The sequence below is a fragment of the Vibrio sp. J2-4 genome, from assembly GCF_021728155.1.
Taxonomy (GTDB): domain Bacteria; phylum Pseudomonadota; class Gammaproteobacteria; order Enterobacterales; family Vibrionaceae; genus Vibrio; species Vibrio diabolicus.
The window spans coordinates 97,959-114,224 of sequence record NZ_JAKKCN010000003.1 but is presented as its reverse complement, the minus strand read 5'-3'; the positions used below and the strand labels follow the sequence as shown (position 1 = coordinate 114,224).

At 43.1% G+C, this 16,266-nt stretch carries 14 protein-coding genes; 8 read left to right on the top strand and 6 right to left on the bottom strand.

From position 1 onward, the window contains the following. Positions 1–33 precede the first annotated feature (33 nt). From L3V32_RS10755 to L3V32_RS10730, 6 genes are all read left to right on the top strand, one after another. Complete coding sequence (locus tag L3V32_RS10755; RefSeq protein ID WP_005375967.1) at positions 34–513, top strand: type VI secretion system tube protein Hcp; 480 nt, start codon at positions 34–36, stop codon at positions 511–513. 48 nt (positions 514–561) lie between these two features. After that, the gene (gene tssI / locus L3V32_RS10750) at positions 562–2,397 is read left to right on the top strand and encodes a type VI secretion system tip protein TssI/VgrG (protein WP_104970760.1); all 1,836 of its coding nucleotides are present in this window, start codon (positions 562–564) and stop codon (positions 2,395–2,397) included. An 11-nt stretch (positions 2,398–2,408) separates the two neighbouring features. Next, entirely contained in the window at positions 2,409–2,699 is a 291-nt protein-coding gene (locus L3V32_RS10745) for a PAAR domain-containing protein (RefSeq protein ID WP_005375969.1), read from the top strand. Then, positions 2,700–3,539 (top strand): NAD/NADP transhydrogenase subunit beta, encoded by an 840-nt coding sequence (locus L3V32_RS10740; protein WP_104972671.1) that lies wholly within the window; start codon positions 2,700–2,702, stop codon positions 3,537–3,539. 326 nt (positions 3,540–3,865) lie between these two features. Beyond that, on the top strand, positions 3,866–5,014 hold the full coding sequence (locus tag L3V32_RS10735) for an exonuclease SbcCD subunit D (RefSeq protein WP_145472998.1): 1,149 nt from the start codon (positions 3,866–3,868) through the stop codon (positions 5,012–5,014). After that, complete coding sequence (locus L3V32_RS10730) at positions 5,011–8,067, top strand: AAA family ATPase (RefSeq protein WP_237284264.1); 3,057 nt, start codon at positions 5,011–5,013, stop codon at positions 8,065–8,067. The genes L3V32_RS10735 and L3V32_RS10730 overlap by 4 nt, the downstream gene beginning before the upstream one ends. Before the next feature lie 57 nt (positions 8,068–8,124). Here L3V32_RS10730 and L3V32_RS10725 read toward each other — a convergent pair whose 3' ends face one another. Further along, entirely contained in the window at positions 8,125–8,505 is a 381-nt protein-coding gene (locus L3V32_RS10725) for a cystatin domain-containing protein (protein ID WP_005396397.1), read from the bottom strand. 314 nt (positions 8,506–8,819) lie between these two features. Between L3V32_RS10725 and L3V32_RS10720 the strand changes: the two genes are divergently transcribed. Then, positions 8,820–9,353 carry a lipocalin family protein gene (locus tag L3V32_RS10720; RefSeq protein WP_074189666.1) on the top strand — a complete coding sequence of 178 codons (534 nt, stop codon included), beginning with the start codon at positions 8,820–8,822 and terminating at the stop codon, positions 9,351–9,353. A 198-nt stretch (positions 9,354–9,551) separates the two neighbouring features. On the opposite strand, the gene L3V32_RS10715 is transcribed toward L3V32_RS10720, so the two are convergent. The 5 genes from L3V32_RS10715 to L3V32_RS10695 form a co-directional block, all read right to left on the bottom strand. Further along, positions 9,552–10,547, bottom strand: coding sequence for a succinylglutamate desuccinylase/aspartoacylase family protein (locus L3V32_RS10715; protein ID WP_145472990.1), 996 nt, complete (start codon positions 10,545–10,547; stop codon positions 9,552–9,554). A gap of 109 nt (positions 10,548–10,656) precedes the next feature. Next, positions 10,657–12,189, bottom strand: a complete 1,533-nt coding sequence (gene yfcC / locus L3V32_RS10710; protein ID WP_237284263.1) for a putative basic amino acid antiporter YfcC — start codon at positions 12,187–12,189, stop codon at positions 10,657–10,659. A 203-nt stretch (positions 12,190–12,392) separates the two neighbouring features. Then, the gene (locus L3V32_RS10705; RefSeq protein ID WP_005396401.1) at positions 12,393–12,713 is read right to left on the bottom strand and encodes a cytochrome c; all 321 of its coding nucleotides are present in this window, start codon (positions 12,711–12,713) and stop codon (positions 12,393–12,395) included. 79 nt (positions 12,714–12,792) lie between these two features. Continuing rightward, on the bottom strand, positions 12,793–13,797 hold the full coding sequence (gene ltaE, locus L3V32_RS10700; protein WP_005396402.1) for a low-specificity L-threonine aldolase: 1,005 nt from the start codon (positions 13,795–13,797) through the stop codon (positions 12,793–12,795). Positions 13,798–13,819: 22 nt separating this feature from the next. Next, positions 13,820–14,335: an NUDIX hydrolase gene (locus L3V32_RS10695; protein ID WP_005396403.1), complete on the bottom strand. Its 516-nt coding sequence runs from the start codon at positions 14,333–14,335 to the stop codon at positions 13,820–13,822. Between the two features lie 268 nt (positions 14,336–14,603). Between L3V32_RS10695 and L3V32_RS10690 the strand changes: the two genes are divergently transcribed. Beyond that, positions 14,604–16,265, top strand: coding sequence for an ATPase RavA domain-containing protein (locus tag L3V32_RS10690; protein ID WP_237284262.1), 1,662 nt, complete (start codon positions 14,604–14,606; stop codon positions 16,263–16,265). Position 16,266 lies beyond the last annotated feature (1 nt).

The following is a 16,266-nucleotide window of genomic DNA, read 5'->3' as shown; positions in this document are numbered from 1 at the left end:
ATATGTCAATTAATAATGCTATAGGAGATTAGCATGCAGTCTAATACGTATCTTAAATACGCAGATATTAAGGGTGAGGCAACTGCCGAGCAATATAAAGATTTGATTACACTACTATCTGTAGATTGGAGTGTAGGTCGTGAGATCTCATCATACACTGGTACAGCGATGGACCGTGAAGCGAGCGCTACTCGTCTATATGATTTGACTATCACTAAACTTCAAGACCGTTCTTCTCCTGACTTATTTAAAGAAGCGACAATTGGTAAAGGTAAACCTGCGGTTTTCCATATTACTAAGCAGGGTGAGAAAGTTGAAGAAATCATGAAGATCGAACTGACTGATGCGATGATTTCTAACTACTCAGTTTCTATCCAGGATGATCGTCCAGTTGAAACCATCACTATTTCTTACACTGAAATGATGATGACAGTGACTCCTACTGACGATAAAAACAACACTTCTGCGCCATTGGTATACGGCTACAGCGGTGTTAAAGGTCAACAAATGTAATTTTTATGCGGGGGAATATTCCCCCGCATTTTTTGAAAGAAGTATTTAATGAAAAGAGCAACTCAAGATAACAATTTCATCCGAATTTCCTCTCCATTCGGAAAAGATGCCATCATACTAAACTCATTTGAGTATAGAGAAGAGATCTCAGAACTTTTTTCATTGCGTGCTAAAGCTTACTTTAATGATCAACGAAGTGAGTTAAACGAAATAATTGGTAAAGAAGTAACAATTACCCTTGAAAATAGTGAGGATGTTTCTTCAAAACCTCGTTATATACATGGTTATGTATCTGCTGCAAGATTAGAAGGGCAACGAGTTTCTAATACTCATAATGGTGAGAATTATAAAAATATAGAGTTATTAATAGAGCCTAAATTACGTTTCGCCGATTACAGAAAAAATTGCAGAATATTTCAGCATAAAGATATAAAAGAAATTATCTCCGAAGTACTCTCGGAGCATAGTGTCGCCTTTAGTTTTGAGTTAACTAAGTCGTACCCTAAATACACATACAAAGTGCAATATGAAGAGTCAGACCTTGAATTTGTCAGACGCTTATTGTCAGAAGAAGGGCTATCGTTCTGTTTCACACACACTAAGTCTGTCCACACGCTTAAGATTTTTGACGACATCAGTTTCTATAAGCCGGGTACAGAGTTTTTAGTCGATTTTGATACAGGTACGGCTAAGTCTAGCCATATTTCTTCTTGGCATGAAACCCAAGTTTTGACGACTAAAGCAAGCCAAAAGTCTGGCTATAACATGCTTAAGCCTTCGTCTAATCCTAAAAATACTGCCAAGGGTGAAAGTGATTTTTTTACCGTGCCTGAAAGCGAGTATTTTGAATACATGGGTGAAACGGAAAGTGATGACCAATACGCACTTAGAAACACGCACGCTATAGAAGCACTACAGCAAAACGCATATCTGTGCCGTGGCGAGGCAACGTGTCGAACGTTCAGTGTGGGAAAGTGCTTTAAGTTTAAAAAGCATGAAGATAAGTCTCGAGTCGGCAAAGAATACGTACTGTCCTCCGTTTTTTTATCTGCGGCTGTTTATAATCAGACTGGTCAAGGTGGCACTGCTGCGCAAGGTGTTAAAGTATCATTTAGTTGTGTTGACTCAAAAACAATCCTTCGCCCTTCAGTGAACTATCCGAAACCTCAGATGAAAGGTTTGCAAACCGCAGTGGTAACGGGAAACAAAGATGGCGAAATTTACATAGACAAACACGGTCGTATTAAAGTTCAGTTTCACTGGGATCGTGTTGGTAAATACGATGTAAACAGCTCATGTTGGATTCGTGTTGCGCAAAATATCGCGGGTAACGGATGGGGCTCGGTGTTTCATCCTAGAGTAGGACAAGAGGTCATCGTCGAGTTTGTCAATGGCGATCCTGACCAGCCAATTGTTACGGGGTCACTGTACAATGGTAGTCAACTCCCTCCCTACACGTTACCAGAGCAAAGCTCTCAAAGTGGTTATAAATCGCGTTCTGTACAAAAAGGCACATCTAATTTTAATGAGTTGCGCTTTGATGACAAACCCGGTGAAGAACACATCTATCTTCATGCCGAAAAACTTTTCCAAATGCTAGTTGAAGACTGTGTTGATATTGCCGTTGAAAACAGTAAAACCGAAAAAGTGACGAATGATGTCAATCAAGAGATTGGCAAGAATGCGACCTTGAAAGTAGGTAAAAACTTTTCTAATGAAACGGGTGAAGTGTTGTCTTTTAATGCAGGAAAGAGTATCGAGATCAAAGTCGGTGGCGCTTCGATTCAGATGTCTAGTTCCGGAGAAATCAACATCAAAGGCAATAAAATATCTATTAACGGCTCTGCTATCGCTCTTAAAGCTGGGCAAATTTCATTGAACTAAGGTGATTTAAAGTGGGTAAACCAGCCGCGATATTGGGCAGCTTTCATCTTTGTCCTAAAAAAACAGGAAAAATTCCTCATGTAGGTGGCCCCGTCGTAGTTGGCTCGCCAAACGTGACAATTGGCGGCATTCCAGCGGCTAGGCAGGGAGATAAGCTTATATGTATAGGTCCTCCGGATAGCATCTCAGCAGGTTCTTCTAGCGTTACAATCAACGGTAAGCCAGCGGCAAGGGTCGGGGATTCAACGTCTCATGGTGGTAAAATTCTGTCTGGCATGCCTACGGTTTTAATCGGAGGCTAGATGCCACTCGCATTTCAAACTCATCTTCTTGCTATTAATGGCAGGCCATACACTGTTCGTGAGATAGCTAACGAATGTTTTAGATTGCCCGCAGAAACACCAAGATCCTATCCTGATCAATCACTGTATGAGCAGATATTAAATCTTGTGCGCTCTAAGCGCGAGATACTGGAGCAAAGTGATATCAAAGGGAATATCTGCGTTCTTTTACCGTCTTCGGTAGATAAAAGCTTGCTTAAGGCATTGATAAACGAGTTTTCTCTTATCCTTGGTAACTCTGCCAATAGAGAAATTTATTTTTATCCTTATGGTCAAGCGGCGTTCTTGATGGCGCTAAATCGGATAAACCGTGAAGTTAACGAAACACAAGCAACTTGGATACTGGCTATAGAAATTGCTCGCGATGCAGAAGAGCATGCCAAATCTCAAAACTCGATCATTTTGACGAAGTGCTTTTTTCAACAGTCCGGCCTTGTTACTGATGATGTTAGAATTGATTTAGATACCAAACAACAAAGCATTGCTGTCGATAAAGTGTTTAAACAACTTGGAGTAGGGTGTGATCACTCACTTAGTGAGTTGCATTTATCCGTTGATGGAGATGAGCCTCGATGGTTAAATGCTATGCAATTCTTGTCTCCCTGGGTGACTGATCAAACTCAGTATCAATTTATTGATGTTAAACTAGGAGGGCTGGGCGCATGCGGAGGTGTTCTAAAAGTGTTAATGATTGAGGAGCATCAAAGAAGTAGCCTCAACTCAGACTTCCACGTTTTGCAAGCTGATATCGAGCCAGATGGTTATACGGTGGGAGTTCTATACAATTGGCATAACGAGTAGTTCTGGATCTAGTTTGTCCCTTCTAAACGTTGGCTTTTAATGGTTTAAATGTGACGGTTTTTTTATTCGAGACCATCGCTTAATGTTGCTTAAAAGGTGTTTATACAACGTTCTTCTCGCTTTCCGGTGAAATAGTGAACCATAGAACATAAACTACATGAAAAGCTGTTCGACTCAAGATATCCTAACCCAAATTAAATATATTGAGCTTTGGTTTGTGCCAGATTCAGCCAGTCGCGTAATACTCTGATGTTGTTTACACGGCTGAAATTCGGATTCTTGCAGGAGCAAACCTAGCTTAAAGATTTGGCGGAAAGTGAATTCGAATGAAGTTTATCCACACCTCAGATTGGCATCTTGGTCGACAATTCCACAATGTATCACTACTCGAAGATCAACAAGCAGTACTCGAACAACTGATTAACTATATTGAACACAATCCCGTCGATGCCGTTGTAGTGGCGGGAGATATTTATGACCGTTCGGTGCCACCAACGGTTGCAATAGAACTGCTAAATCGAGTCGTGAAGCGTATTTGTACTGAACTGAAAACACCGATGATATTGATATCTGGCAACCATGATGGTGCAGAACGATTAGGTTTTGGCTCAGAGCAAATGAAAAATGCAGGCCTTCATATTGTTAGTAACTTTGAAGATATGCTAACTCCCATCATCATAAAAACGGACTCTGCGGGTGAAGTAGCGTTTTATGGCATGCCTTATAACGACCCTGAACAGGTCAGATTTGCCTACAAAACCTCGGTATCAACTCATGATGAGGCACATCAACTGCTTGTAGAGCAAATAAGAGAGCATTTCATTTCAGAGCAAAGGCGTGTTCTCGTTAGCCACTGTTTTGTTGATGGTGCTATTGAGTCTGACTCTGAACGACCACTATCTATTGGTGGCTCTGATCGCGTAAGTCATGAGCATTTCTTAGATTTCGACTACGTCGCACTTGGTCATTTACATCAGCCTCAAAAGAAAGGCGCAGAGCATATCCGTTATTCTGGTTCGCTCATGAAGTACAGTTTTGGTGAACAGAACCAGAAGAAAGGCTTCACGTTAGTCGAACTAGACAAGAAAGGATTTGTCTCTGCTAAACATATTGAGCTAATTGCCCCTCATGAAATGCGCATTGTTGAGGGAGAGCTAGATAAAGTCATAGAGCAGGGCAAGACTGACCCTAAAAATGAAGATTATTTGTTAGTTCGTTTGATGGATAAACATGCGATTTTAAATCCAATGGAAAAGCTTCGTTCGGTGTATCCAAACGTTTTACATCTTGAGAAACCGGGTATGTTAATTGGGGTAGAGCAGGAAATGGCGCAAGCAAAGTTGGCCCGAAGCGAAATTGATATGTTCCGAGACTTTTTTATTGAGGCACAAGATAGTCAATTATCCCAAGAGCAAGAACAAGCCGTTACTGACATTATTAAGCAATTATCACAGCAATATAGGGACCAAAGATGAAACCAATCAAACTTACCATGCAAGCCTTTGGTCCGTTTGCAAAAACCGAAGTCATTGACTTTGAAAAGCTTGGCCGCAACCCTCTGTTTTTGATTAATGGTCCTACAGGCTCAGGTAAAACGTCGATCTTAGATGCCATTTGCTTTGCCCTTTACGGTGAAACTACCGGTAATGAGCGGCAAGGCATCCAGATGCGATGTGACTTATCGGCGCAAGACTTACCAACCGAAGTCGTTCTAGAATTTTCGTTACATGGCAAACAATACCGAGTTGTGCGATCTCCAGAGCAGGAAGCACCCAAAGCGCGTGGCGAAGGGATGACGGTAAAAAAGCACACTGCGGCTCTTTATGAACTCGGCGAGACCGAAAAGCTCATCACTAGCAAGACGACTCAGGTTAAAACTGAAGTGAGCAATATTATTGGTTTGAATGAAACGCAATTTCGCCAAGTAATGGTATTGCCTCAAGGAAAGTTCCGAGAGCTGTTGCTTGCTAGTTCTAAAGAGCGCGAAGAAATTTTTGGGCAGCTCTTTCAAACGGACATATATAAAAAAATTGAGTACGCGCTCAAGGATAAAGCGAGCGCAATCAGTAAAGCGAAAGATGAATTTGATAATCAAATTCGAGGCGCTTTACAAGTTGCAGGAGTGAGTTCAGAGCAGGAATTATTACACCAGCTTGAACAAGCAGCTGAGCAGCTAGAGGTCGATAGAAAGAATGAACAAGCTTCGTTAGATAAGCTAAATGTTGCTAAATCTGAATTGCAAAAAGCGGAAACTATTAATGGAGAGTTTTCGAAACGAGAGCAAGCAGAAAACGCACTCAAGCTGCATCTAGAACACTCAGACTCGATAAAAGTTCGTCAACAGCAATTAGAAAATGCTAAAAATGCCAATAAGATAGAATTACCCTACGTTTCATTACAAAATGCAAAAACTCAAACTCAAGAGCTCAGACAAAAAATCGTAGCTTTGAAAGAGAGCCTTGATAAAGCCAATGCTGTTACGAAAGAAAAAGAAAACTTGCAGCAAAGTGCAAAAGAAGCCGCGGCAAAAGTCCCACAGTTAACGCAGCTGCAGTATCAACTTGAAAGCATGAAAGACAAGTTGCTTGAAAAAGCCAACTTGGAAAGCAAAATAACGGCAGGTCATCAACAAAAACAACAATTTGAAGCAACGTTAAAACAGTACATAGAGCTGAAAGACAAGTTAGCGTTTCAGGCGCAACAGGGCCAGAAAGATCTAGAGCAAGCCCGAGTAGATGTTGCGCTTGTTGGCAGCATCGATGCGGAAATAAAACAAAAACAACGACTACTACAGGATCTACAAAAGCTGCATGGTCTTACTTTGGAGCTCTCTAAACTCACGGCGTTAACCGTAAGCAAGCAGCAGTCATTACAGGAAGCCAGTCAGCGCTATATGCTGTGTCAACAAGCCGCTGATACGATAGAGCTTAAGTGGCACAACGCTCAAGCGGCAGTATTAGCGCAGCGACTAAAGGCAGGTGAAGCATGTCCGGTATGTGGCAGCCAAGCGCATCCTAACCCTGCAACGTTTGTTGAAGAAGTCGTTACAAAAGAGCAAGTTCAGGCTGCCAGAGTGAAAGAAAGAGAAGCTCAAACCTCACTGAACCAGCTAAGTAATCAGCAAGAACAACATAACGTTGTCATTATTCAGCATCAGAATCAAATCGACCAGTTGAAAGAAGAGCTTGGTGAGCATGCTGCATCTGAGATCTCGACGGTTCAAACTGGGTTGCAGGCGCTTAATGATCAACTTCTACGTCTACAATCTATTGATATTGAAAAGCTAGAAAAGAACGTTGAACAGCTTAATCAACGCTGCTTAGTGGGTGAAAATAAAATTCATGAGCTGCAGAATCAAATGGCGGCAAATGAATCAACCGTTCAAGCAAACCAAGAACAATTGACTCAATTACAAGCTTCCATTGATCCGAAATACAGTTCCGTTGATGTGCTTGAGCGTGACATTTCGCTCACAAAAGAGCAAATTCTGACCTTGAATACAGGTTTAGAAAAGGCGCAAAACGCTTTGCAGCAAGCGGTATTAGCGCAATCGAATGCTGAAAGTCAGTTAGTGACGAACAAGCAGTGGCTATCTGAGTCAGAACAAAAGCTTAGCCAAGCAGAATTAGCGTGGAATGAGGCATTACAGGCGAGTAAATTTGAGGATGAAAGCAGTTATCTAAATAGCAGAGTGACAGATGATGAGCTTCAAGCGTGGCAGAAAGAAATAGACAACTTCAAACAGACACAAACCAAGCTTGAACAAACACTACATGATTTAAACAATGCATTGAAAGCGCTTGAAAGACCGGACTTGGATTCGCTTAACGACAGCTTAACCACTCTGCAGGCGCAGTATATTGAAGTAAGGAATCAGCTCGATACCACGCGCTCAACCTTTGAGCGAATTGAAAAAGTTCGTAAAGATATTGATACGCTGCATGAGAAAAATAGCAAGTTAGAAGAAGAGTACAAAGTGTTTGGTACGTTATACGACGTTGCCAGCGGTAAAACAGGCAGCAGGGTTAGCCTGCATCGCTTTGTTCTTGGTGTACTGTTGGATGATGTGTTGATTCAGGCCTCTCAACGTTTAAGCCTCATGAGTAAAGGGCGCTATATTCTTGCTCGAAAAACAGAGGGCTTCAAAGGCGCTGCGGGTCGCGGCTTAGACTTAATGGTTGAAGATGGCTACACAGGAAAAACACGTGATGTTGCGACACTTTCCGGTGGTGAATCATTTATGGCAGCGCTTGCATTGGCGCTTGGCTTGTCGGATGTTGTGCAATCCTATAGTGGTGGTATCCGTTTAGACACTTTATTCATTGATGAGGGGTTCGGTAGTTTAGACCCAGAGTCTTTGGATCTCGCCATTCAAACGTTAGTGGATTTACAACAGACTGGACGCATGATCGGTGTTATTTCTCACGTTTCTGAGTTAAAAGAACAAATGGCGCAGAGGATTGATGTTGAACCATCAAGACTCGGTTCGACAGTATCGGTCAAATCTCAATGTAGTTTCGCTGTCTAATTCCGTTGCTATCACAAAACCCAAAGCCCCCTACCTAGGGGCTTTCTTACTTAATCGCTACTGTTCGCAAAAGTGGCCTTCTTTTGGCGATTGGGTAATCGCATACTCACCATCTAGGTTGCGATAAACAACTGTATTCCAAATAGAGCCATCATCCAATTCAAACTCAATGGCATAGTTGACGCCGCTAACGATTTGCGCGTGAACGTTCAGTATTTGTTTGAACGACGCTATTGTGTCCATTCTTTTCAAAACAAAAGCCATTGCCTTTTGTGCATCAGGGGTAGCATTAAACTCATTCCACCCACCTGGCATGTTTCCTTGTGTATTACATACATCTGCCGAGGTTGTTAATTGTGTCGCTTGGCTTGGGTTTTCCTGCTGGCAACCTGCAAGCAATACCAAAAGTGCACAAACTGACACTGTTTTTAATTTCATAACAATAACCTCTGTCTATATCGCGACGTATTATAGGAGGGGGATATGACAGCGTATGTCTATATTGTGCAAAGTTTCTATATGCATACGGTTAAATGCTGACAAAATATACAAGTATGACCAACTTGTAAGTAAAACATAGAACAATATTGTTAGGGAATTGCTGACATAACGAGGTTTTGGTGTTCAGCATGCTATTGATAATGAAGAACTGTGATGTGTAGCTACGTACCTTTGGGACAGTGGTGCGACTTAGTGATCGATTTGCTACCTTCTACAGTAAAATCAATCACTAAATCAAATTTAGGTGTTGTATGAAATCGCTAAAAACATTATTACTTTTATCACTTGTTACTTTATTTGGCTGTACCTCTAAACCTGATGGGGTACAGCCAGTTAACAATTTTGATTTAGAGCCTTATCTAGGCAAGTGGTACGAAATCGCACGGCTCGATCATTCGTTTGAGCGTGGTCTATCCAACGTTACGGCCGAGTATCGGCTTCGTGAGGATGGTGGGGTTAAGGTGACAAACCGCGGGTATTCAGAAGAAGATCAGCAGTGGTCAGAAGCTGAAGGTAAAGCTTATTTTGTTGAAGACGAAACGGTTGGGCACTTAAAAGTCTCCTTTTTTGGGCCAATCTATTCTTCTTACATTGTGTTTGAGCTAGGTGAAAACTATGACTATGCGTTTGTCTCAGGTTACAACCACGACTACTTGTGGCTATTGTCTAGAACCCCCAACGTTGATGAGAAAATCCTGGAGCGTTTTAAGCAGGTTGCTAAAGAGAAAGGTTTCGCGTTAGATGAGCTAATTCTCGTTGATCAAGAGAGTGGACGACAGTTTTAAGTTCATCAATGTGACTTCTAAAATCAACAGAAGCGAAGTTTCTGTCTAGCGGTTTTGAGTTTTGCTTGGAATATTTTTGTTACCTTGTAACCTCATGTAACCAAAAATATAGCCCCATCATTTGTGATTACTCGTGATGGGGCTTATATAAATTTGAGTGAGCATCGAAAGGTAGATCTATCGACAAACGGTTATGGTTTACTTAATCAAACGAACGATCAGAGAGCCAGGCGCCCGAATAGATTCCACATTGTGGCTGAGCACTGTACCACTTGTAGGGGCGGTGTAGCGCTCAACTTCAGTGCCAAAGCTGTCGTATTGAATCGCAACCAGTTGGCCTTGCTCGACAAAATCCATCAAACCAACATGAGGTAGTACAAAGCCGCCATGTGTCGCTTTCACACTGACTATCTCGTTTCCTTCCAAGCATGAAGTGATAGGCTCTATCTCACCTTCTACGACGTTATGCTGCTTCAACACATTAAAAATGCCTGATACGGTTCGACTAATGAGTTTTTGCTCTGTGTAGCGCCCCATACCCACTTCAACCGTAATGCTTGGGACACCATGGTTATTCCAAACTGTTTCAAGGACGCCAGCATCTCCAGGATCATTTAAAATCGCATCAGGATTAATGAGACGAGCCATTTCTAATGATTGCTCAATTCGGAAGTCTGCAAACACGTATAGTGGATAGGCCGCACCACTGGTTTGAGTGTGAAGGTCAATGGCTAAATCAGCATTTGGCTTGAGCAGATCATTCCACAATGCATATAAGTAGCGTTGTGCCTCATTGCCATTTTGGTCACCAGGGAAAAAACGGTTTAAGTTTGCAGGAGACGCATCCGGGTCTGCGGAATAGAAATCGCGGCTGTGGTTTAGCATACCTGGCATGTTAATGGTTGGAACAATAGTGACAGTACCAGCGACTTCAGTGCCAATGAGTTCTCTAGCGGTCTTCTGCGCTGCTAACACACCATTATATTCATCACCATGAACCCCTGCGGTGATCATGATTTTCTTGCCAGGTTTTTCACCTTTGAATACCAAAACAGGAAGATGTTGCCACTGAGAGAGCGCGTTGGTCGCGATGCGGAACCAAAACTTATGCTCACCCGGACCTAGGTCTGCTACATTGAGAGATTGAATCACTTGATGACCTTGAATCATGTCATCGAGAAGTTGTGTTGCCATTAAAGTTACCACTCCAAAACCATAAGCCAATCTAAAACCTTAACGTCGCCATACGAAGAGTATTAATAAGGCGAGAACGTGTCTCGCCTTAGTGCCAATTGATTTCGTTTTACGCAAACCCCATCATATGAGCTGCGATAACGACGACACTCGACAGGGTAAAGAGTAATAGGATAAATCGCCAGCAGAATTTTGCCCAATCACCCCAGTCGATGCGGCAAACACCAAGCGTTGCCATCAAGGATGCTGAAGTAGGGACGATAACGTTGGTAAAGCCATCTCCAAGTTGGAACGACAAAACGGCAACTTGGCGCGTGACACCTGCAATATCCGCCAATGGTGCTAATAAAGGCATCGTCAGTGCCGCTTGTCCAGATCCGGAAGTAACGAAGAAGTTGAAGATAGATTGGAATACATACATTAACCATGCCGCAGCTACGTCAGGAAGCCCACTGATCACGCCGCCAGCACTGTTCAGAATAGAATTCAGTACACTCGCTTCATCAGTCGTACCGCCACCTAGGATAAGTAACACACCTTTCGCACAACCAACCAATAGAGCAGGAGCAAGCATAATAGCCGCCCCCTCCTTAAACGCATCGGCTGCGCAGTTGAGCGTCATACCGTTTAAGCGAAAAATCGTACCGATGATCGCGACAACAAAGCCCATAGTGAAGAATTGAGAAGCGATTTCTGGGATGTACCATGCGTTAGCGACCACGCCCCAAACAACCCATACTGTGGTTGCAATAACCGTAAGAATAACGAGTGTATCGCCGATATTCCAACGAGAATCTTGATTGCCAAGCTCTTGCTGACGGAAGTATTTGTCTGTGCGGTGACTGTAAGAAAGTTCTGGGTTTGACTTCACGCGAGCGGCGTAGATCATGGTGAAGGCGATACCGATTAACGTAAAGCCAGCCCATAACCCCATGCGCACTGTCATGCCGGATAAAACAGGTACTCCCGCAATACCTTGTGCAATAGCAACAGAGAAAGGGTTCATCCAAGATGTTGCGAAACCAATTTGAGTCGCCACGTAGGTCACCATTACCGTAGTGATACCATCGTAACCAAGGCGAACCATAAGCGGAGCGATAATAATCGCAAATGCTACGGCTTCTTCACCCATACCAAATACCGCACCGCCCAGAGAGAACAGCAAAAATAGCACTGGAATGAATAGCGCTTCGTTACCTTTGGTCTTATCGATAAGGCGCAAGATACCGTTGTCGATGGTGCCTGTTCGCATTACAACGCCGAAAGCACCACCGATAACCAACATGAACATAATCACGCCGATCGCGCTGCCCCATTTAGAGCCTGAAACTAGCCCTTCGAATGGGAAGTTCATTAAACCAATGCCACCACCAGAAGCAAACAGGCCAACCTTGTTGTAAACCAATTCACCGTTTTCGTCGGTTGCATAAGAGAAAGAAGATGGATCGATAACCGTGCGAGTTTTTTCTGCACCATCGACCATATAAGTCACTTGCTGACTGTCAAAATGGCCAGCAGGAATTAAGTAGGTAAGAATCGCAGCGAGAATACCAACAATGAAGATCAAAATGAGGGTATCTGGCATCTGCCATGATTTGGGTGTAGCAACCGAGTCCGTTGGTTGCGCATGTGTGTGAGACATAACTTACTTCACGTTAAATTCAATGAAGCATGAAATATCAATAAAACAGAATAAAAAGTCAACATTGATGGAAATATTGAACTATAAATTCATCAAATATTTGAAGTGAAGTCATTGTGATTATTTTACAAGCAAAGTTTGGTTAAATGTTTTGGCTCGGGTCGAGGGCTCACAAGCTCTTGTTGTGAGCCGAGATAAACAAATCATTTGTCTTGCGTCTGTTCTGCATAAAATGCAGCGACATCACGAAGATCCTCATCATTTAACATTCTTAACTGTGCGCCCATCATTTCGGCAAGCGGCCCTTTACGTTCGCCTGCTTGGTAAGACTTCATCGCATCGTATAGATACTGGGCATTTTGACCTGCAAGATTTGGATAGGCATCATTACCTGCGACGCCTGTTGCACCATGACAATAGACGCAGCTAGGGGATTTGATTTTACCTTTATCAGCATCACCAAAAGGCGCGGCATGGCTAGCGGAAGAGAAAATAAGAGAGGTTAGAAGTACAAATCTGAACATGAAGATTGTCTATTCGCTAAAAAGTCATATCGATACAATAAAGCTTCCCCTTAGGGGAAGCTCAATGATCAAAATCAAACTAAAGCAGAGATTTAATGCTTGATAAGAAATTGTCGATATCTTGCGCTGAAATGTCTTTATGAGTCACGAAACGAATGGGGTTTCCAGGTGTTATCGTGATATTTTGTTCCTTTAGTTTCGCAGCGATATTTACTATGTCCACTTGAGGATCAAGTTTCGCGAATACGATATTCGTTTGAACAAATTCAGGGTTGACTGAAAAACCAGGCAGTTCAGCTAAACCTTCCGCTAAGGTTTTTGCGTTGGTATGATCTTGTTTTAGCTGTTCCACTTGTTCGGTAAGGGCGAGTTTGCCTGCTGCGGCAAGAATACCCGCTTGACGCATACCACCGCCGACCATCTTTCTTAAGCGACGTGCTTTTGCGATGTACTCTTTGCTACCAAGCAGTAACGAACCAACAGGGGCAGCCAAACCTTTCGACAGACAAATCGTCATTGAATCAAAATACTGACCGATTTCTTTTACCGGAACATCAAGCGCAGCGGCTGCATTAAAAACGCGAGCGCCATCTAGATGCATCTGCAAGTTATGTTTATTCACGAAGTCACGTGCTTCTGCTAAATAAGACAGAGGTAATACTTTACCATTAATCGTGTTTTCTAAGCTGAGCAGCTTGGTACGAGCAAAGTGACAATCATCTGGCTTAATCGCCGCTGCCAGTTTATCAAATGGGAGTGTGCCATCTGGGTTATTTTCGACTGGTTGAGGTTGAATTGACCCAAGTACTGCTGCGCCGCCGGCTTCGTACTTGTAGTTATGTGCTTGCTGCCCACACAGATATTCATCTCCGCGTTCACAATGCGCCATTAGGCCGAGCAGATTGGCTTGCGTGCCTGAAGTGGTAAACAAAGCCGCTTCGAATCCTGCAAGCTCTGCGGCAAACTCCTCAAGCTCATTGACCGTAGGGTCATCACCATAAACATCATCCCCAACGGGGGCCTTAAACATGGCCTCTCGCATGGCTTGGGTAGGCTGTGTAACGGTATCTGATCGAAAATCCATGAATGTCTCCTTGGTCAAAGTCCTAAATATATCCGCAAAGGCGCGCTTTGCTTAAACAAGCGATCGTTTTGGCATCGGTAATTGTGCCATCAATAATCTTGTCTTCGAGTTGTTGGAGTGACAAGGTAACAACCTCAATCACTTCATCTTCATCACATTCGTAACGGTTGGTTTGGCTGAGCTTCTCAGCAACAAATAGGTACTGTATCTCATCACAAAATCCGGCAAGGGGAGTGACTTGGCCGAGAGAGGTGAATTTTTCTGCACTATAGCCCGTTTCTTCTTCTAGCTCTCTTTTCGCGCAGCAGAGAGGGTCTTCATTGCCTTCTCTTGTACCAGCAGGAAGCTCCAAAAGCCATTTATTAAGTGAAGGGCGAAATTGATGGACAAGGACTATCTCTCCTTCCGTTGTAATCGGGAGAATCACCGCAGCGCCCGGGTGATGGATTGTGGTGTGCGTAATTGCCTGTCCTGTAGGAAGCATAACCTCTTCTTCAATCAGAGAAATTTGCTTCCATTTATGAATTATTTTGCTCATGCAGTTATTAACCCTAGCTGTTACCGCATTTTGACGTTTTTCGACATTAACCACAAATGGTGGGAAACAAAAGCAAAAAATGTTGCAACACGACGAAAGCGTTTGCACTTTCAGTGAGCTGTATCTCATAAATGGAAACTTTGATTGCTTGCTAAAGAAGGGGGTAAGCATCTGCTATAAGGGGAATTCAACAAAATACATTTGTAACAAAGTTATAACAAGTGTATAAAAATGTTAACGCAATACCAGTTCAGCAGCCGGAGAACGTATGACACAAACCTTATTTGCCTCAAATGCCGAAAAAGCGCTTCTCTCAGAACGCATCAACAAGTTGGCTAAAGCGTTAACGGATGGCGTTTATGAACGCGAACATACCATCAAGCTCTGCCTCCTTGCGGCACTTGCTGGTGAAAGTGTTTTTCTTTTAGGCCCACCTGGCATTGCAAAAAGCTTAATTGCCAAGCGACTTATCCAAGCGTTCGATAATAGCAGTTACTTTGAATACCTGATGACTCGATTCTCAACACCTGAAGAAGTTTTTGGGCCACTGAGTATTCAAGAACTCAAAGATAACGGTCGTTATGTTCGCTTAACTAAAGGGTATTTGCCAACCGCACAAGTCGTATTTTTAGATGAAATCTGGAAGGCGGGCCCCGCCATTCTGAATACATTGCTGACAGTGGTCAATGAGAAAACGTTCAAAAATGGCAGCGATATTGAGCGTGTGCCAATGCGTTTGTTGGTATCGGCGTCCAATGAACTGCCAGATGAAGACAGTGGTTTGGATGCACTCTATGACCGCATGTTGGTGCGCGTGTTTGTGAATCGAATTCAGAATAAACAAAACTTTAAGTCGATGTTGACGGTAGGCACGTCACAAGAGGCACAAGTGCCAGAAGGGCTAGCAATAACAGATGAAGAATATCATCAATGGCAACAGCAGCTCGACAAGCTGACGTTAACCGATAATGCATTCGAGAAGCTTTTCCAGCTTAAAACGATGTTAGAAAGCAAAGTCGAAGCTCAGTTTGGCGATGTCGCTAATACCGACATGTATGTGTCTGACCGCCGCTGGAAGAAAGCCGTGAAATTGCTAAAAGCGAGCGCGTTTTTTAATGGACGCGATGAAATCAACCCACTTGATCTTCTGCTGCTGCAAGATTGTTTATGGAACAGCCCTGAATCGCGAGACGTGGTACGCGAAGTGGTACAAGAGTTCGCCCTAAAATATGCATTTGACCAACAAGACGCCGAACAGGAAATTGAATACTGTCGCGAGTCTTTGGTCGATGTTCAGCATGAGCTTGAAGATGCCTACCGCATGACGTTAACGTCTGAAGCGGCAACGGGTATTCTGCGCAAAGAAACCATGCGTTTTGATACCTCTAAAGCTAAGACCTACAAAGTTGGCGCAGCCGTTAACTTAGTTAAACTGGTTATTTTGCAAAGCAACATGTCGGTTTCAGAGTCAGAGAAAGGCGATAGCCGCTGGGTTTACGTGCCAAAAGATGAACTAGACCGAGTCATCAAAGAGGGACACGGTGATGTGTATGGCTACGTCAATCAAAACACCAACATGTGTCGTTTACGATTTGATGTTGATGCCGCAAATAACCTAGTTATCCGTGATATCGCAAACCGAGGCATTCTGGTGAGCTTAGTGACTCAAGAGGGCTTGGATGTAGAGCTTTACCAAAAGTGGTTAACGCAGAGTGAAAAAGCCGTAAATCAACTCAGTGAAGCAGAGCACCATATGCGCAAGGTAAAAGCGAATTTCCATGATGCGCTTCCGCATAGCTTTGTTGATCCTGAACTACCACGCCTAATGGAGTCGAGTCTGCAGCAGGTCAGTCAGAGACTTGAGTCTATCCAAGCTGAAAGCGAAAAAGTTATCCAACGCTTTAAAAACTTACATCAGTTTTTCTCATAAG